This window comes from Mesobacillus jeotgali (assembly GCF_002874535.1).
Lineage (GTDB): Bacteria > Bacillota > Bacilli > Bacillales > Cytobacillaceae > Mesobacillus > Mesobacillus jeotgali.
The window spans coordinates 3995721-4014164 of sequence record NZ_CP025025.1 but is presented as its reverse complement, the minus strand read 5'-3'; the positions used below and the strand labels follow the sequence as shown (position 1 = coordinate 4014164).

Annotated in this window: 15 protein-coding genes; 11 read left to right on the top strand and 4 right to left on the bottom strand. The window is 39.0% G+C overall.

Annotation, left to right across the window (positions count from 1 at the left end; genetic code table 11):
• Positions 1-92 precede the first annotated feature (92 nt).
• The 7 genes from CD004_RS20230 to tuaB all read left to right on the top strand — a co-directional run bounded on the left by CD004_RS20230 (position 93) and on the right by tuaB (position 10478).
• Positions 93-2177 (top strand): N-acetylmuramoyl-L-alanine amidase, encoded by a 2085-nt coding sequence (locus CD004_RS20230; protein ID WP_102264401.1) that lies wholly within the window; start codon positions 93-95, stop codon positions 2175-2177.
• A gap of 41 nt (positions 2178-2218) precedes the next feature.
• Complete coding sequence (locus CD004_RS20225; RefSeq protein WP_102264400.1) at positions 2219-2911, top strand: hypothetical protein; 693 nt, start codon at positions 2219-2221, stop codon at positions 2909-2911.
• A gap of 25 nt (positions 2912-2936) precedes the next feature.
• The gene (locus CD004_RS20220; protein ID WP_102264399.1) at positions 2937-5192 is read left to right on the top strand and encodes a SpoIID/LytB domain-containing protein; all 2256 of its coding nucleotides are present in this window, start codon (positions 2937-2939) and stop codon (positions 5190-5192) included.
• Between the two features lie 185 nt (positions 5193-5377).
• Entirely contained in the window at positions 5378-6250 is an 873-nt protein-coding gene (gene galU, locus CD004_RS20215; protein WP_102264398.1) for a UTP--glucose-1-phosphate uridylyltransferase GalU, read from the top strand.
• Positions 6251-6268: 18 nt separating this feature from the next.
• Positions 6269-7579, top strand: coding sequence for a UDP-glucose dehydrogenase family protein (locus CD004_RS20210; protein ID WP_102264397.1), 1311 nt, complete (start codon positions 6269-6271; stop codon positions 7577-7579).
• Between the two features lie 130 nt (positions 7580-7709).
• Positions 7710-8849 (top strand): glycosyltransferase family 2 protein, encoded by a 1140-nt coding sequence (locus CD004_RS20205; RefSeq protein WP_102264396.1) that lies wholly within the window; start codon positions 7710-7712, stop codon positions 8847-8849.
• A 162-nt stretch (positions 8850-9011) separates the two neighbouring features.
• Positions 9012-10478, top strand: coding sequence for a teichuronic acid biosynthesis protein TuaB (gene tuaB / locus CD004_RS20200; RefSeq protein ID WP_158651605.1), 1467 nt, complete (start codon positions 9012-9014; stop codon positions 10476-10478).
• A gap of 43 nt (positions 10479-10521) precedes the next feature.
• Here tuaB and CD004_RS20195 read toward each other — a convergent pair whose 3' ends face one another.
• The 4 genes from CD004_RS20195 to CD004_RS20180 all read right to left on the bottom strand — a co-directional run bounded on the left by CD004_RS20195 (position 10522) and on the right by CD004_RS20180 (position 14540).
• Positions 10522-11601 carry a glycosyltransferase family 4 protein gene (locus CD004_RS20195; protein WP_180321259.1) on the bottom strand — a complete coding sequence of 360 codons (1080 nt, stop codon included), beginning with the start codon at positions 11599-11601 and terminating at the stop codon, positions 10522-10524.
• A gap of 58 nt (positions 11602-11659) precedes the next feature.
• Positions 11660-12820: a glycosyltransferase gene (locus CD004_RS20190; RefSeq protein ID WP_102264394.1), complete on the bottom strand. Its 1161-nt coding sequence runs from the start codon at positions 12818-12820 to the stop codon at positions 11660-11662.
• Between the two features lie 23 nt (positions 12821-12843).
• Positions 12844-13812, bottom strand: a complete 969-nt coding sequence (locus tag CD004_RS20185; protein ID WP_102264393.1) for an LCP family protein — start codon at positions 13810-13812, stop codon at positions 12844-12846.
• 89 nt (positions 13813-13901) lie between these two features.
• On the bottom strand, positions 13902-14540 hold the full coding sequence (locus CD004_RS20180; RefSeq protein ID WP_102264392.1) for a YigZ family protein: 639 nt from the start codon (positions 14538-14540) through the stop codon (positions 13902-13904).
• A gap of 407 nt (positions 14541-14947) precedes the next feature.
• Between CD004_RS20180 and CD004_RS20175 the strand changes: the two genes are divergently transcribed.
• The 4 genes from CD004_RS20175 to CD004_RS20160 all read left to right on the top strand — a co-directional run bounded on the left by CD004_RS20175 (position 14948) and on the right by CD004_RS20160 (position 18312).
• On the top strand, positions 14948-16090 hold the full coding sequence (locus CD004_RS20175; protein ID WP_102264391.1) for a sensor histidine kinase: 1143 nt from the start codon (positions 14948-14950) through the stop codon (positions 16088-16090).
• A gap of 56 nt (positions 16091-16146) precedes the next feature.
• Positions 16147-16830, top strand: a complete 684-nt coding sequence (locus CD004_RS20170; protein WP_102264390.1) for a response regulator — start codon at positions 16147-16149, stop codon at positions 16828-16830.
• 150 nt (positions 16831-16980) lie between these two features.
• On the top strand, positions 16981-17142 hold the full coding sequence (gene sda / locus CD004_RS24520; RefSeq protein ID WP_267892332.1) for a sporulation histidine kinase inhibitor Sda: 162 nt from the start codon (positions 16981-16983) through the stop codon (positions 17140-17142).
• A gap of 330 nt (positions 17143-17472) precedes the next feature.
• Positions 17473-18312, top strand: a complete 840-nt coding sequence (locus CD004_RS20160) for a DegV family protein (protein ID WP_102264389.1) — start codon at positions 17473-17475, stop codon at positions 18310-18312.
• Positions 18313-18444 lie beyond the last annotated feature (132 nt).

Genomic DNA, 18444 nt, shown 5'->3' with positions numbered 1-18444 from the left:
ATTTTCCAATTTTTTTATTTTTTATAGCTAAATAGATTGCTATAATACTACACAGATACAGAAAATTTGACAATATTCTAGGGAGGGCAACAATGAGGATCAAACTGTATGGATTTATGGCTGCGTTAATAGGGATTTTTCTATTTGCAGCACCGTCTTTCGCTGGTGCGGAGAAGGTAGTAGTAATTGACCCAGGACACGGAGGGAGATTTTCTGGTACTTGTGGACTTACTGGAAGTAGTACAGGGATCTGTGAAGAAAATAATAATCTTAACGTGGCATTAAAGTTAAAGTCATTATTGGAGAGCCGTGGTATCACTGTGAAAATGACACGCTCCGATGACAGGCACTTTTCGACATATTTAAGTGGGGAAGGCGGAGACCTGGATAAAAGAACTCAGGTAGCCAATGGCTTTGCAACGAATAATAATGATAACACTGTTTTTATTTCCGTTCATCATAATGCACACCCACGAGATCCCTACGTTAAAGGAATCGAAACATATTATTATGATGGAGTGAATCACTACCAGTCTGAATACCCACATGACCCACTTCAGATTAAATACCTGCCAGACAACAAACGTCTTGCTACTAACATACACTCTAAGCTAATCCCAAGCTTAGGAACTCTTGATAGAGGTGTTCGGAATAATCAAAGTTTTTATGTGATTAGAAATGCAAAAATGCCGGCCGTATTACTTGAGCTAGGTTTTATGACGAACAGGGAAGAAGAAAGCAGAATCAAAACAAGCAGTTATCAGTGGGCAGCTGCTAAAGCAATTGCAGAAGGTGTCGTTAATTACTATAAGGTTTTTGAAGTGTTCGATGAAAATAATAAGCGACTTGCTACTTTTACAACATTAGAAGAAGCTAAAACCTATGTATCAAAGCAAACAAAGTTAGCGAAAGTTTTTGACAAAACTCAACAAAAGTTTGTTTTTGAAAATGGTAAATTTATCGTTGTTCACAAAGAAAATGGCTATCTAAAAGAATTCTACTCTATTGATGAAGCAATTAAATTTGCCAGCAATAATGGAGAAACAAGAATTTATGATAAGTACAACAGATGGACTGTTTGGTCCAACTACCTAACGAAAAAGTATGCTGTCAAACAAAGTGAAACTGTGAAGGAAGAGTTGTTTGACTACAACCAAGCAGTTACAAAAGCAAACGAGCTGGAAAATAGCTATATTGTCCGCAATGACACTGGAGAGGTTATCTGGTCTAAATCAGATGCTGTTAAAGTAGAACGATCTGCATCTCCTACATATATAGCCGGATCTGGAAGAATTCAAACATCAATTGAAATTTCTAAGAAAATGTACCCTAATGGATTTGCGGCAGATAAGGCAGAAAAGATTGTCCTTCTTACAACAGGTGTTGATCCTGCAGATGCACTATCTGCTGGTCCGCTATCCGGATTGTATGGTAAAGCACCAATCATACTGTCAGAAGCTGATGTTCTTGTTGAAAGTGTAAAGACAGAGTTAAAACGTTTAAAAGCATCCAAGGTTGTCATCATTGGTGGTCCAGCCGCGATAGATACTGTTGTTGAAAATCAAATCAAAGGACTTGGTATTCAGGTTGATAGAATCAATGGAAGCAACCGTTATGATACCAACAGGAAGATCCTCGCCAAACTTGGGAATGTAAATGGCTATTTTGTTGCATCAGGAAAGCAGTACGCAGATGCATTAGCAGTCGCGCCGATTGCTGCATCACAAAATTGGGGCATTGTTCTGACCGATTTGGATAAAGTGTCAGATGTGTCAGTTAATTTAATGGCAGGAAAACCAGTAAGGATTGTTGGAGGAGACAAAGTCGTTGGTTCTGCAGTAGAAGCTAAGATTAAAGAGAAGACTAGCAATTTAGTCCGTCTTGCTGGTTCTAATCGTTACGATACATTGGCTAAAGTACTGTGGGCATTTGGCGACAAGCTTGAGTCTGAAACTGTGTTGCTGACGACAGGTGAGAACTTCCCTGATGCTCTTGCAGCTGCACCTCTTGCTGTGAACAATCCTGCTCCACTGATACTAATCAATGGATCAGTAAAGGTTAATCTCGAATCCTTCTTGCTTGAGCATGGTGAAAACCAATCAATTAAAGAAGTATTGGTCATCGGTGGAACTCTAAGCAAGGATGCCGTTACGGAAGTGACTAATAAAGTTAAATAAAGACTCGGTTTTACCGAGTCTTTCATCTATGGAGGAAGCTTATGTTTAAGAGATTACTAGTTCCTTTCTTTTTAATACTCTCATTGCTTTTTGCTTGTTCCAATGACGAAAGCAAGCCAGAGCAAGATGATAAAAAAACAGAAGAACATGACCAAGCATCGTCTAAACAAAATGATGAAGCGTCTAAAGATGAAGGCCAAAATACCGATAGTAATAAAGAAGAAAACGGTGATGAAATAACCCAGGATAGTGGTTTTCTGAAGTATAGGCCTAGTACAGGAGAAGTAAGGGAGTTTGTGGAAAAAGGTGCAATGCTTTTTACAGAAGAAGTAGTTGATCAAAATGACCAGTATCTGCAAATGAAAGTTACTCTCGGTTCATCTGTTACAACAGAGGTTTATCTCTGGACTAAGGATAAGGTAGCTTTAGTCTACCAGAATACTAGTCTGGATGATCATAATGCTAGTATCCTTGGCACCTTTGAGCCGGAAATGGGCCCAGAGGTATTGCTGGGTAGCGATAGCGACTGGGAATTGGTAGCAAGAGAAACTACGGTCAAGATTGGGAATCAGGTTCTTCAAAATGTCTATGCCATTAAGCTAGTGACGGAAGAAGTAGTTGGGGCAGAAACAATCAAAACACGTTATTACGCACCTGAACATGGAATGGTAAGGGAAGAAGTTGAGGTTACTGGAGAAGGTGGCTATAAGTCGACTGTTGATCTGGTCATGTGAAAAACATTTACGGGGGAATATTTAAATGAAACAAATATACAAGCAATTGATTTTGCTTATAGCTGTCTTTTTGCTTGCAAGTACGTTTTCGGGTAAAAGTACTTTAGCCAATTCAGAACCAATTGTGAAAGTTAAACTAGTAAACTATTTAGGGAACAAGACTAGTATTCCATTAAAAATAACTGGGGAATACTTGCTTGATGGAACATCCCTAACCTCTGGCAATCAATATTATGTAAAGAATGAAAATGGAAAGATAGCAATCTACCATGGTTCAAAGCTATTGAAAAGTTCGGACATGCCATTAACGATTACTCCAAAAGAGTACGGGCAATCCCATTATGCCAATATAAATGGAAGAAACTATCTTGGTACTATGAGGTTTACTAAGGAAGGGAGTTATGTCCGGCCAGTAAACGAACTTTCGATGGAAGACTATTTGAAAGGCGTTGTTCCTGCTGAAATGCCTGCATCATGGTCGCTTGAAGCATTAAAGTCACAGGCTATAGCAGCTAGAACATATATTAAGGCAAGAATCTCCCAAGTAATTGATGATACAGTTAAGTATCAAGCATATTCTGGCTATACATGGAACAGCTCTTATTATGCTAAGACAAATCAAGCAGTCAACGACACTGCAGGGCAAGTTCTCACTCATAATGGCAGATTGATATCAGCTGTTTATTCATCAAGCAATGGAGGACATACAGAATCCAATTCAAATTATTGGGGTTCTGCAAAGTTACCATACCTCCCTTCAAAGCCGGACCCATACGATCCTAAAATTGAATGGAACATTACATTAAATAAAGAGCAAATCAGTCTATCAGGCCTGGATTTAAGTCAGCCTCAATTGTGGTGGGGACAGGTGAGGGAAAAGGCACAAGGCAATGAATTGCTGAATATTAACTATATCAAATCCTATATAAGGAATAACTATCATCCGAATACTGAAATCAAGGTTACTGGCATTCCAAAAGTTGGTGTAGGAAGTGGTTATACTTTAGCGGATAGCGGCACTACAACAGGAAAAAGGACAACAGGTACCCTGCATGTAGAATATATCATGAAGGATTCAAGTGGTAACTATGTACGAGACTTGCCAGGCAACCTTCCTGATAATTATTCTACAACACTTGGAGGGCCTTCAAGGTATCACACTAGTGTTGATATTTCTGAAAAGGGATGGCCAGGTACTGCTACTGCCGTGGTGCTGGGAAGAGGTGACATCCATGTGGATGCCATTACGGGAACGGTGCTTGCAAAAAAGCTAAATTCGCCGTTACTTTTGACAAAATCTGATGAAGTTCCATCCGTGGTTCTAGAGCGAATTAAGGAGCTGCAGCCAAGTACTGTTTACCTGCTTGGAGGAGAATCAGCAATCGATAGCTCTTCGGAAAATCAGCTGAAGACAATGGGATACAACGTGGAGCGGATTAATGGAGCTTCCCGTTACCATACTGCTTTGAAAATTGCAGATCAAATTGGAGCATTCTCAGAAGTATTCATTACAAGTGGTGACCAAAATTCACCTGATGCTTTGTCTATTGCATCCTATGCAGCAAGTAAGCAAATCCCTATCATCCTTACTGCACAGGACAAGCTCCTCCAAAGCACGTTAGATACGTTGAAAAAGCATCAAGTAAATAAAGTCACGATCATTGGTGGCGAGAGTGCAGTTTCAACAGGAATAGTGAATCAATTGAAGTCATTGGGAATTGGTGATGTCAGCCGAATTGAAGGACCATCACGCTATCATACAAGTATTGAGATTGCCAAAAGACTTTCATTTGATACAAGTACCCTTTATTTCGCACAAGGGCAGACTTTCATCGATGCTCTTCCTGGTGCTGTATTAGCATCAAAATCCAATGCACCAGTCATCTTGACTGAAAAGGATTCCTTGTCATATGATGCAGAGAAGTGGATCAAGAGCCTGGGTATTAGACCGAGTGTTGTTTATTTAGGCAGTGAAGCAGCTATCTCTGAAACAGCAAGACAAGAAATTAAAAATGCTTTAATCGGAGACATTAAGGTACATGTAATGAAGAAGGACAATGTAGGAATTGGTGTCCTAAGGGCGATGATGGGTGGAACTTTATTTAAGAGCTACCATATTGACAATGTTGCTGAAACATCAACACAGTTTGCTATAAATGGTAAAGGATTTGGTCATGGAGTCGGCATGAGCCAGTATGGAGCCAAGAAAATGGCGGAACTAGGAAAATCATACCAGGAAATACTAGGCCATTATTATCCGGGTTCAGTAATTACCAAATAACAAGATGAGAGAGACGGGGTATTCCCTCGTCTCTTTCATTTTTTTCAATTGTGTTAAATGTTTAGGTCACCAGCTTTTAAGGAATAACATTTATGGTATTCTAGTGTATAGTTATACCAAAAGCTTTTTTTTATGTGCTTATGATATAATACACATGTTAAAAAAGTAAATTGAGGAGTGTAATAATGGTAAAAGTTAAAAAAGCAATCATCCCTGCGGCTGGTCTGGGCACAAGATTCTTACCTGCCACAAAAGCTCAGCCTAAAGAGATGCTTCCTATCGTTGACACACCTACTATTCAATACATTATTGAAGAAGCCGTTTCTTCAGGAATCGAAGATATTCTGATTGTAACAGGTCGAGGAAAAAGAGCGATAGAAGATCATTTTGATAAAGCAATGGAACTTGAAGAATCACTTGCAGCTAAGGGCAAGTATGAAGAGCTCGAAAAGATTAAACAAATCTCGAACTTAGCAGATATCCATTATATCCGCCAAAAAGAACCAATGGGACTAGGGCATGCTATTTGGTGTGCAAGAAAGTTCATTGGCAATGATCCGTTTGCTGTTATGTTGGGTGATGACATTGTAGTATCTGAGACCCCATGCCTCAAGCAGCTTATAGATCAATTTGAAGAGAAAAATGCCTCCATCATTGGTGTACAAGAGGTCGAGGAAAATGACATTTCTAAGTATGGTGTTATTGATCCTATCTCCAAGCAAACAGATGGTGATTTATATAAAATCAGGAACCTGGTGGAAAAGCCTGCAAAGGAAGAAGCTCCATCGAACTTAGCTATTATGGGTCGATATGTGTTAACACCAGAAATATTGGATATCTTAGAAAATACAGAACCAGGCAGAGGGAATGAAATACAGCTTACTGATGCGCTTCAAGCGTTAACAGAAAAGCAAGATATGTATGGGTATTTATTTAGCGGCAGAAGATATGATATCGGCGATAAATATGGGTTTGTACAAGCTACAGTAGAATTTGCCCTGATGAGGGACGATTTGAAGGATCCTCTAAAGAATTGGTTAAAAGAAATTATTAAGTAACAATAAAGGAGAAACATCATGAATGTTTGTGTTGTAGGTACGGGCTATGTGGGATTGGTATCAGGAGTTTGTTTTAGTGATATAGGTAACAAAGTTACTTGTATCGATTTAGATCATAATAAAATTGACAAGCTAAAACAAGGAATTATTCCCATTTATGAACCAGGTCTATCTGATCTTGTCTTAAAGAATATAAATGAAAACCGACTTTTCTTTTCCACTGATTTGGCGGAAGGATTGAAAGATGCTGATGTTGTATTTATTGCAGTTGGTACTCCGCCAAAAGAGAATGGTGAGGCAGACTTGCAATATGTAGAAGCTGTTGCAAAGTCAATCGGTGAGCATCTGGATAGCTATAAAGTGATTGTTACCAAGAGTACAGTACCAGTTGGCACCGGGAAGCGAGTTAAAGAAATTATCGCTTCTGTTTCAGGCCACACAAATTTCGATATTGCCTCGAATCCTGAATTCTTGCGTGAAGGTTCGGCGATCTATGATACGATGAACATGGAAAGAGCTGTCATCGGTATTGAAAGCGACAAGGCGAGCGAGGTTTTGACGGAGCTTCACAAACCGTTTAATACCAATATTGTCTTAACGGACGTTGAGACTGCAGAAATGATTAAATATGCTTCTAATGCCTTTTTGGCTACTAAAATCAGCTTCATAAATGAAGTAGCGAATGTTTGTGAACTAGTTGGTGCTGATGTCACTAAGGTAGCAGAAGGTATGGGATTTGATAACCGAATAGGTAAAGCATTCTTGCAAGCTGGAATCGGTTATGGTGGTTCTTGCTTCCCGAAAGATACAAGTGCTCTTGTTCAGATTGCTGGTAAAGCGGGCTATGATTTCAAGATTGTACGAAATGTCGAGGAAGTCAACCAGAACCAGAGATTCAAAATCATTGATAAACTAGAAGCTGTATTTAACAATGATTTATCCGGCCGCAAAATTGCTGTCCTCGGATTGGCCTTTAAACCAAATACAGATGACATGAGAGATGCTCCATCTATTGATTTAATTCCACTGCTTCAAGAAAAGGGAGCAGATGTTTTCGCATTTGATCCTGTAGCTACTGAAAATGCTCAAAAGGTAATTCCTGGTTTAAATGCGGTGGAAAGCCTGCAAAAAGCAGTTGATAACGCTGATGCGGTAGTCATTTTAACGGATTGGCCGGAATTTAAAGAAATGGATTTGGTCCAATTAAAAGAAACTATTAACCAGCCAATCATCATTGACGGGCGGAATATGTTTGAACCTGAAACAATGAAGGAATTAGGTTATTATTATTCCTCTATTGGTCGCCCGCTTGTTGACGGCAGGGAATAATAAAATTCCATTGGTTAATGGATAATAAATAATATTAGTAATGGTTAATGGATAATGAATAATATTAGTAATGATAAACCTTGTCTGACAGGCAAGGTTTTCATCCTTTTTTACTGAAAGGAAGAAGATAATGATGGTATTGCAAGTCGCTTTTTGGTTTTTGATTTTTTTAATAGTATACATTTATTTTGGGTATCCGGTATTGCTCAAAATTATTTCTTCGTTCAAAAAAGTTCCTGTAAACGAAGACCAGGCCTACAAGCCAAAAGTTACATTCTTTATCGCTGCATATAATGAAGAGAAAGTAATTGGAGAGAAACTTCAAAACGCAGCAGACTTAAACTATCCGAAGGAATTATTAGAAATAATTGTCGTATCTGATGACTCATCAGACAGGACAAATGAAATTGTCGAGGAATACTCAGCGAAGTACCCTTTTATCACCTTGAATGTTGTCAAGGGGCGTAAAGGAAAGACGGAGGCGCTTAATAAGTCTGTTCCTTTAGCAAAAGGTGATGTATTAGTCTTCTCGGATGCGAATTCCATGTATGAAAAGGATGCGCTGCTGTATCTGGTAAAGCATTTTAGCGAGCCATCCATTGGCGGTGTATGCGGTGAACTAAAACTTCTTAACTCTACAAATTCATCTATAGGTGAATCAGAAGGCGCTTATTGGAAATACGAAAAACTCCTTAAAACGTTGGAAACCCAAACGGGGACAAGCATTGTTGCGAATGGTTCAATCTATGCGATCAGGAGAGAATTATTTAAAGAGATGAATCCTAATGTTGGGGATGACATGCAAAATCCATTAATCATCATTAGCCAGGGAAAAAGATTTGTCTATGAGCCCAATGCTATTACAAAAGAAGAGACATCGACTAAAGAAAAAGAAGAATTCGGACGAAAAGTCAGGATTGTCACTAGAAGTTTTACTGGAATAATGGCCTATAAAAAAGTCCTTAATCCCTTTAAAAACTTTGATTTCTTTTATAAGTATATGTCCCATAAATTCCTGAGATGGCTAGTACCTTATTACATGATTGCCGTATTTATTATGAATCTTTTTTTACTTGACCATGAACTATACAAATGGGTCTTTGCTGCTCAGCTTCTTTTCTATGGTCTCGCCTTACTTGGAATTTGGGTGAAACACAAAATCACCTATATTCCATACTATTTCTGTTTAGTTAACTATGCTGCCCTGTTGGGTACAATGAGAGCTATGACAGGCAAAAGGCAGGCAACATGGAAACCTACATCGAGATAGGTACTGTGCCCCTCTAAAACAAAGGCTGACGTTTTAGGGGGCTTTTCTGTTATTTTATATGGAGGATCTTTCGTAAACTTTGTTGCTTTCACCTTGTTTGCGCATTTTTTAGAATCCCGGAGACAACTGTCGTTAATTTCTAATTGGACGGTGTAAATGACAATGAATAATGTAACAAAACTCTTTTTGGGTGGCATGAAATGGACTGGTCTATCGACGATTGTGGTTACAGTTGTCCAATTGCTGCAATTTGCCTTGCTTGCGAGACTACTATCTAAAGAAGACTTTGGTTTGATGGGTATGATTATGGTCGTTATTGTTTTTTCGCAGGTTTTTACCGATATGGGGATTAGCAGCGCTATAGTCCATCGCCAGGATTTGAATAAAAAACACCTCTCCAGTCTTTACTGGCTGAATATATTGGCGGGAATAGCAGTCTTTGCAATCTTACTGCTCATAATCCCTTATATTGCTGATTTTTATAATGAGCCCAAACTAAAGGAACTTTTATTTTATATAGCTTTTATCTTTTTAATTACACCATTAGGACAGCAATTTCAATTTTTGATGCAAAAGGAACTTAAGTTCAACAGTCTAGCCAAAATTGAAATTGTATCGGTTGTACTTGGTAGCACTTCTGCCGTCCTCCTCGCGATACTTGACTATGGAGTTTGGTCATTGGTATGGGGGCAAATCATAACCAACTCGGTAAAGTCATTGCTTCTAATGACGTATGGTTGGAAGACATGGAGACCAGCTCTTAGGTTTAAAGGAGAGGATTTAAAGGGGTATATCAGTTTTGGTGCGTACCAAATGGGGTCACGCTCTGTTAACTATTTTGCTTCCAATATCGATTATATCCTTATCGGTAGGTTTTTAGGAACAGAAGCACTTGGTATATATAGCTTGGCTTACCAGCTTATTGTCATACCAGTAACCAAGATTAACCCTGTTATTACGAAAGTAGCCTTCCCGGTTTTCTCATTAAACCAGAAAAATGATGAGATTATTAATCAGGGTTTCATTCAAATGACCAAAATGCTGTCATTCGTGACGTTCCCAATATTGATCGGATTGATTGCAGTTTCCGATATTCTTGTCCCAGTAGTTTTTGGCGCTAAGTGGATTGATGCTGTTCCGGTCATTCAAATTTTAGCTGTATTAGGGTTACTAAGGGTTCTGATGAATCCTAACGGTTCGGTATTGCTTGCAAAGGGGAGAGCTGACCTGGGTTTCATGTGGGACTTGGGTGTAGCAATTATTAATGGCCTTGCCATCTACTTGGTAGTCAACCAGGGCGTTTTAGCGGTAGCAATCGCTTATGTAGCGGTAAGTTTCATTAACTTTATATTGGGCAGAAAGCTCCTCCATCATGTAACAAAGCTAAAAGCAGGGGATTATTTCCGCTCACTGAGGGTTCCAGCCATTATCTCCATATTGATGGCCATAATTGTTTATCTGCTTGTGCTGTTATCAGTTCAGATTGGACTGCAGCCAAGTTGGGTGCTGCTGATTGTTTTAGTCCTTATAGGTGCACTTTCTTATGTATTTCTGGCAGCCCAATTTGATAAAAGTCTTTTCAATAAAGTAATTAGTATGGTATTAAAACGTAAAGCTAAAAACGCATAATCAAAATAGAACCCTGTATCTGATTAAGGATACAGGGTTCTTTCTATTTATAGCTTTGGTTCATATTAGCTCGCATCTTCTTATAAGCATTTAACAATGGTTTATGGCTTCCGATCAGGCCAACCAGTTCTGCTATCACCTGAATCAGGAGCAATACTACTGTAATGACCGCAATTGATCCCCATAATGTTGATCTTGTGAAGATAATCGCCGCAAGTCCGAAAAAGGCGCTAATTGCATATATTGTTAATACAGTTTCCCGATGTGAAAACCCCATTGAAATCAGACAGTGGTGAAGGTGGGATTTATCCGGTGCTGAAATCTTTTGTTTGTTGAGTAATCGTCTGATTATCGCGAACAGTGTATCGAAAATTGGGACTGCAAGGATGATGATTGGAACGATCAGGCTAAAGATCGTAACGCTTTTATATAGCCCCATTAATGAAATAATCGAGATACAATAACCCAGGAACAATGCTCCTGTGTCACCCATGAAAATTTTTGCTGGATGGAAGTTGAAGAACATGAAACCAATGGTACTTCCGATCAGGATGACAGTAAGGGAAACAACTATAAAGTGTCCATTTAATGCTGCCAGTGACATGATTGATGTCATGGCTATAACTGAAACGCCAGATGCGAGTCCATCAAGGCCATCAATCAAGTTGATTGCATTTGTAATCGCCACGATCCAGAAGACACCGATGACATAGCTGAATGGGCCCAGGTAAATCCTTTCTTCCATGAATGGAAGAGTAATGAAATCGATATTAAAGTCAAATGCGACTACAATTGATGCAGCAACAATCTGGCCTAAAAATTTTACTTTTGCAGATAATGTATATTTATCGTCAAAAATACCAATAATTATTATCACTGCGCCTCCGAGGAGAACGGGCCAAAGCAGTGGAATCAATTTATTAAGGTAAAGCAGTCCTGCTGTTGCACCAATTAAAATTGATAAACCGCCAATCCGGGGCATCAGTTCTTTATGGACTTTCCTGTAATCAGGTTTATCTACAAAGCCAAATTTCTTGGCAAATTTAATTGTAAATGGTGTTATTGCAATTGAAACAACAAGAGAAAGGACAAATGCTATAATGTAATCAATTATTGTATACATAAATTCACCTCAAGACATGCATCTGTTGTTAGGATAACAAATCAATAGAAAAAAGCAATCAATTTTTTGTCGTATCTTGTTTAATTACTGATCTGTAGATATCCTCTAATTTGTCTGTCTGCCTTTCAATATCAAAGTTTTTTCTTGCATGGTCTATAGCGTTGTGTGACATTTTTTCAATGAGAGCCGGGTTCTGTAATAAACTTAATAAAGAATCAGCAAGTCCTTTAATGTCCCGTTGGTTAACTAAAAGTCCTGTTTCATTATTGATCACTGCTTCAGGAATCCCGCCCGTTTTGAAGCTTACAACCGGTAGTCCCATTGCATGTGCCTCTACAAAAACCATTCCTAATCCTTCTGAAGCGCCAGTTTCAATTTCTATACTAGGTACTGAAAAAATCTTTGCACGATTCATTAGACGTATTACTTCGTCATAAGGTTTCACACCAAAAAAAGTAATTTTGCTGGAAATGGTTTTTGCCTTTTCTTCAAGTGACCTTTTTTCAGGGCCATCGCCTACAATCCACAACTCTGTTTCAGGGGAGTGAGTTGAAATCTCTTTGAACGCCTCTAATAAAAATTCGCATCCTTTATTTTCAATTAGCCTGCCTACAAACAATACAGCATTTTCACGTTTAACGCTTTGAGAAATTTGGAGTTTTTGCAAATCCACTCCGATATAATGCGTAAAAATCCTCTCTTCGGGAAAACCTTTATCTATAAGTTTTTTTCTTATAAAAGATGATACGGCTACAAAGGATGCATTAGGATCATTTTTTAGCAACTGCTGATTTTTCGCATACTGTCTTATATTGTAAGACTGTTTTAAAAGGTATTCGTCTTTAACTGTTACGTCATATCCATGGAAGGTAACCAACAACGGTTTGTTATGGCGCTTCGCATAAGGCTGGGCAATTAAGCCATCTGGGCCAAAATGCGCGTGAATCAAAATTGGGTTCACATCCCTGATAAAACGGTTGAACTTTGGATTTGTTCCAAGCTTTTTCCATAATATTTCGTCAGGGTTGTTTCTGGAAGATATTTTTTGACTGTAGAGACATGTTTTCTCCTCAGGAAGATCAATGCCTCCTTGTACTTTTTTATATCCCAAAAAATAGGGGTTGAAACTTTGTAAAGACAAAGCTTGGTTTGCGACAAATGTTTCTGATCTTGGCAATAACGAATCACGATAAATAATTATATTATTTGGGTCCTTCAAAATTTTGACCCCCTTTAGTTGTACTAATTAGTATGGTTAAGATGGGCTTGAAGTTGCTCTTTAATATTTTCCAACTCGATTTCATCAAGTTCGAAATAATAAACGTTATCATAGTAGGCGTCTGTTCCTTTTAGTGCCAATTTTTCAATATTAGAAGTATCGAACCCAATAAAGGCTTTTTGAACACCTAATCCTTCAGAAATCTTCAAGTTCGTTTCAATGTTATTACCAACATGTTCGGCAATGTCATCCAAACTTAGAAGGTTCTTCACAGAAACCATTTCCTTTACAGATGCTTCAATGATTTCTTTCTGTCTGTCATTTCTTCCAAAGTCGCCTCTTGGATCCTGTTTTCTCATTCTTGCATATGCAAGAGCTTCTTCACCGTCAAGGTGCATTGGGCCTTCATAAAAATAAAGCTTCTTTCCGCCTACGTCACTTTTTTCCCAAAAATCAAACGGAACATTGACGTCTACTCCGCCAATTTCATCAATAATTTGTTTGAAACCTTTGAAGTTAACTGTCGCATAATAGTCAATAGGTATATTTAACAGCGTTTCAACCGTTTCAATTGTAGATTCTTTTCCACCATAGTTATAGGAATGATTGATTTTATCCTGTGAACCCTTGTTTGGAACCATTACCAATGAATCTCGCGGGATGCTCAATAGTTTAATAGATTTACTTTGAGGGTTAATGGTTGCGACAATTAGTGAATCAGCACGACCGCCTTTACCTCCGCTGGAATAAGTTTCAATTCCCATTAAAAGGACGGAAAAGGGATCTTCCATTACAGTGATTTCTTTGGCCCTGAGTTTTGATTTGCTGCCACGCTCCAGCTGGTTAAAGGATGAAGAGGCTGCATCATATGCTTTGTAAGCTACAAATCCGAAATATGATCCAATTATGATTAACATGCTAATAAACATTAGGACGATTTTCTTTAATATACTTCGTTTCTTTTTTCTCTTTTTTAGGGTAGAGCGGTCCATACTCTTGTTTCCTCCCAGATTATAAGTAAATGCTCAATAAGCAATTATATCGCCTTACTGAAAATAGAGCAATTCCATTTTAAGTAACTTTAGGATGTATATTCAGATTCCAGATATAAATTGTTGCCGGAATGAAAGGAAGCCTGTCCATTCGTTAAGTCCACCATCCACTGCGTAAAGTCATCTGTCTTAGCTTCATCCACATATGTTTCAATTTTTACATTATCAAGATAGTGAATATCTTTAATCTGATATTCTGAAGATCTTAATTCACTTTCGATTTTTCCCAGCCAGGTGTAATCTATGGTCGTATGGATGATTTTCATTAGCTTACGTTCAACTATGCCCGTTGCTGTCAGGCCCTCTGTGGTTGCCTTGCCGTATGCCCTAATGAGTCCGCCGGCCCCGAGTTTAATTCCTCCGAAGAATCGAGTAATGACAACTACAGTATCTTTTAGATGTTTCTTTTTTAAAACCTCCAGGATCGGGACTCCTGCTGTACCGCTCGGTTCACCATCGTCATTTGCTTTTTGGATTTGGTCGTGCTCTCCTATGATGTATGCTGAACAATTGTGATTTGCGTTCCAATGTTTCTTTTTTATTGTTTGAATGAAGTCCTGGGCTTCTTCCTCGGTTTCCGCTCTCTGTACATATGCGATGAAACGCGACTTTTGTATCTCGATTTCATGTTCGCCGTATCCTTTGACTGTATAGTAACTCGGTAACAATTCTGTCTCTCCTCTCGGACGAAAAATTTCCCAACCCCATCTATTAATTCTTCGACATCGTTTTTATGTTCGACACTGGTACTTAGTGCTACAATTCATTATAAGTTGACGGCAATCGGGGAACAATGATGTCTCATGATTGTAATATAACTTTAATACAGTAAATAGCTTTGGATGTTATAATAATTAGTGGTCTGACAGGTATAAAAATATTTTGGAAAAATGTTTTTATTTTAAAAAAGGAGTTTATCTCCTAAAATTATAGGATATTAGGCTTAGAATAGGAAATGACTTCTAAGTCTTTGTATCGATTTTCAGCAAAATTGGCATGATTTTCTTGTTGAAATTAGTAACGAGATAGTTTTCAAGTTAAAATATTTCTAGTGCCGCCCGTGGGGGAATTTTACATGGCGATAAAAAAATTCGACACAAAAGCCCTCGATCTGATTTTAGAAAAAATGATCGAAACCGTTGGAGACAGCAAAGACGAAATCTTCCGAATAGGTGAGCAATGCCGAACGGATTATGAGTCTATCACCGACGAATTAAAAGAGATTAAGAGGAAGGTCGCTCAAATCATCAATGATGGCGACAAGCTGGATGCCCAGGTAAGGAGGGCAAGGCTGAGGTTATCGGAAGTAAGTAAGCATTTTAAGGATTATTCCGAAGCTCAGGTTCGCGAGGCGTATGAAGTGGCTCACAAGCTTCAAATGGACCTGACGATGAATAGGCAATCGGAAAAGCAGCTGAGGGAAAAACGCGATGATCTTGAGCGAAGGCTTGTAGGGTTAAATGAAACAATTGAACGCGCCGACCATCTTGTTTCGCAAATTTCAGTAGTGATGAACTATATGATGAGCGATATCCGCCAAATGGGTGAAGCGCTTGAGACAGCGAAGCAAAAGCAGGATTTCGGGCTGAAAATCATCCAAGCCCAGGAAGATGAGCGAAAAAGACTGTCTCGTGAAATTCATGATGGTCCTGCCCAGATGATGGCTAATGTCATGATGCGTTCAGATTTAATTGAAAGGGTTTATAAGGAGCAGGGTGCGGACGAGGCAATCCAGGAAATCAGAAGCATGAAAAAGATGGTCCGTTCTGCTTTGTATGAGGTCCGAAGAATCATTTATGATTTGAGGCCAATGGCACTTGACGATCTCGGCCTAGTTCCTACCCTCAAAAAGTACCTGCAGACAATCGAAGAGTATCATAGGTCTACTAGAATTCAATTCACTAATATTGGTGATGACAGGAGACTGCCATCCAATTACGAAGTTGCCTTATTCCGTATCATCCAGGAATCAGTACAAAATGCGCTGAAGCATGCGGACGCCATAACGGTACAGGTGAAGCTTGAAATCAAGCAAGACCACATTATGGCTGTAATAAAGGATGATGGCAAAGGTTTTGATATTAGCGAAAGCAAGCCAGAATCCTTTGGACTTCTTGGGATAAGGGAAAGAGTCGAACTGCTGGAAGGTGAGTTGACTATCCACTCAAAAATTGGCACTGGAACGCTGGTCATCATCCAAATACCAATGAATTTATAGAAATATAAAAAATAGATAGATAAAAAGAGATAGAAGCCGTAAGGGAGGCGAATGCTATGACAACAAAGATTGTCATTATTGACGACCATCAACTTTTCAGAGAAGGGGTAAAACGGATCCTGGATTTTGAACCATCATTCGAAGTGGTTGCAGAAGGAGACGACGGCAGTGAAGCCATCGAGCTTGTGGAAAAGTACCAGCCTGATGTCATTATTATGGATATCAATATGCCTAACACAAACGGTGTGGAAGCAACATCTGGATTGATTGAACACTATCCAGAATCAAAAGTTATTATCCTATCCATCCACGATGACGAGAACTATGTCACGCACGCACTTAAAACAGGAGCAACAGGTTATCTATTGAAAGAAATGGATGCCGATGCACTGGTTGAAGCGGTTAAAGTCGTTGCAGACGGCGGATCATACCTACATCCGCGAGTAACACACAATCTGGTAAAAGAATACCGACGCTTATCCGCTGATGAAGGCGGATCAGATAAGTACATATCACCTGTTGAAATTCGCCGCCCTCTTCACCTGCTGACACGCCGTGAGTGCGAAGTCCTTCAGCTACTTGCAGATGGCAAGAGCAACAGAGGTATTGGTGAAGCACTGTTTATTAGTGAGAAGACAGTCAAGAACCACGTAAGTAACATCCTGCAAAAAATGAATGTAAACGACCGTACCCAGGCAGTAGTCGTAGCGATCAAGAACGGCTGGGTTGAAGTAAGATAATCTTTAAGAAACCACATTTGTCGAATCGACAGATGTGGTTTTTTGTCGATAACTGTATGAATATGTTGGAAAAATACGACAGAAAATCCACTGGACTTTTACAAAAACTTAATAATATTCGATATAATTAGGGAAAGTAATCCAGAAGGGGTGGTCACAATTTCATTACTATGGGAACTATCAGATGAAAAATTACTCGAAGCATACCAACAGGCTACTCTAATGAATTTAGATGAAACCTTTATTGAAATGCTAATAGAAGAGATAGATACCAGAGGTCTTGAGATTAAAATTCATTCACATGTATCTTAAGTTTGAACGCTGTGCAACCGATTGCCAGCGTTTTTTTATTTTAGCTAATTTAAATCATTAGCGAGGAAATTTTATCTGCTGGAAATAAGTTAGGGGACTGGCGGAAAATCACATGGTGAAGTTCTATATGTCTGAAATGGGGTTTGGAACACCATAGAAATTTTCTACAAGATTTAAAAATCTCACTATAACTCCATTTCCTCATGTACTGTTCTACTTTATTAACCCTTTCCTAAAATAGTTTTTCTGAAAGAATGCATTTTACATGAAGTTCATATAAAATGGGATTGTACAAGTCGTAGAGAAAAACATAAGGATGGTAAAATAATAATGAAAACAGCAGTTGTCACGGATAGTACGGCGTACATCCCGAAGGAATTGCGAGAGAAATGGAATATCCACATGATTCCGTTAAGCGTGATTTTTGATACTGAAACATATAGGGAAGATATAGATATTACTGCAGAAGAGTTTTACGAAGAAGTAAAGCATCGGGAGCTGCCGACTACGTCAATGCCGCCGATTGGTGAGTTCGTAAAGCTTTTTGAGAAATTGGCAAAGGATTATGATTCTGTTATCAGCATTCATTTATCCAGTGGAATAAGCGGCACTTATCAGGGAGCGGTTTCTGCTGGTGAAATGGTGGAGGGTATAAAATTGTTTGCCTTTGATTCGGAAATTAGTGCGATGGTTCAGGGTTTTTATGCCTTAGAAGCTGCTGAAATGGCTGAGCAAGGTAAAACGCCTGAAGAAATCATTGAGCGACTAGAAGCAGTAAAGAGGTCAGCTCGGGCATATTTCATGGTGGACGATCTAAGCCACTTGCAGCGCGGAGGTCGGCTGTCCAGTGCCCAGGCATTGATCGGCAGTCTTTTGCAGGTTAAACCGCTTCTGCATTTTGTGGATAAGATGATTGTTCCGTTTGAAAAAATTCGCACGAAGAAAAAAGCTTTGAATCGAGTCGTCGATCTGCTTGCTGAGGATGCCGGAAGAGGCGGAGAATATCGGGCAGTCATCATTCATGCCAATCGTGAAAGTGAAGCGCTTGAATGGAAGAGTGAGCTTGAAGCAAAATTTCCTAATGTTGAATTTATGTTTAGCTACTTTGGGCCTGTCATTGGCACACACTTAGGTGAAGGTGCTCTGGGCATGGGCTGGTACAAGAAGTAATTGCGGAGAGATAATACATCAGAGATTGACGTCATTCCTTGGGCTATTTGGAATGGCGTTTTATATTATCCACAAAACCATCCACTTACCCACAAAACATCCGAGTTATTAACAACACAATCCTCCTCGAAT

What these genes read in the sequence shown, in the direction of transcription:
- CD004_RS20220 (WP_102264399.1), top strand. Translation starts at nt 2,937, where the DNA reads ATGAAACAAATATACAAGCAATTGATTTTGCTTATAGCTGTCTTTTTG.
- CD004_RS20210 (WP_102264397.1), top strand. Translation starts at nt 6,269, where the DNA reads ATGAATGTTTGTGTTGTAGGTACGGGCTATGTGGGATTGGTATCAGGA.
- CD004_RS20195 (WP_180321259.1), bottom strand. Translation starts at nt 11,601, where the DNA reads ATGTATACAATAATTGATTACATTATAGCATTTGTCCTTTCTCTTGTT.
- CD004_RS20230 (WP_102264401.1), top strand. Translation starts at nt 93, where the DNA reads ATGAGGATCAAACTGTATGGATTTATGGCTGCGTTAATAGGGATTTTT.
- galU (WP_102264398.1), top strand. Translation starts at nt 5,378, where the DNA reads ATGGTAAAAGTTAAAAAAGCAATCATCCCTGCGGCTGGTCTGGGCACA.
- CD004_RS20185 (WP_102264393.1), bottom strand. Translation starts at nt 13,812, where the DNA reads ATGGACCGCTCTACCCTAAAAAAGAGAAAAAAGAAACGAAGTATATTA.
- CD004_RS20205 (WP_102264396.1), top strand. Translation starts at nt 7,710, where the DNA reads ATGATGGTATTGCAAGTCGCTTTTTGGTTTTTGATTTTTTTAATAGTA.
- tuaB (WP_158651605.1), top strand. Translation starts at nt 9,012, where the DNA reads ATGAATAATGTAACAAAACTCTTTTTGGGTGGCATGAAATGGACTGGT.
- CD004_RS20160 (WP_102264389.1), top strand. Translation starts at nt 17,473, where the DNA reads ATGAAAACAGCAGTTGTCACGGATAGTACGGCGTACATCCCGAAGGAA.
- CD004_RS20170 (WP_102264390.1), top strand. Translation starts at nt 16,147, where the DNA reads ATGACAACAAAGATTGTCATTATTGACGACCATCAACTTTTCAGAGAA.
- CD004_RS20225 (WP_102264400.1), top strand. Translation starts at nt 2,219, where the DNA reads ATGTTTAAGAGATTACTAGTTCCTTTCTTTTTAATACTCTCATTGCTT.
- CD004_RS20175 (WP_102264391.1), top strand. Translation starts at nt 14,948, where the DNA reads ATGGCGATAAAAAAATTCGACACAAAAGCCCTCGATCTGATTTTAGAA.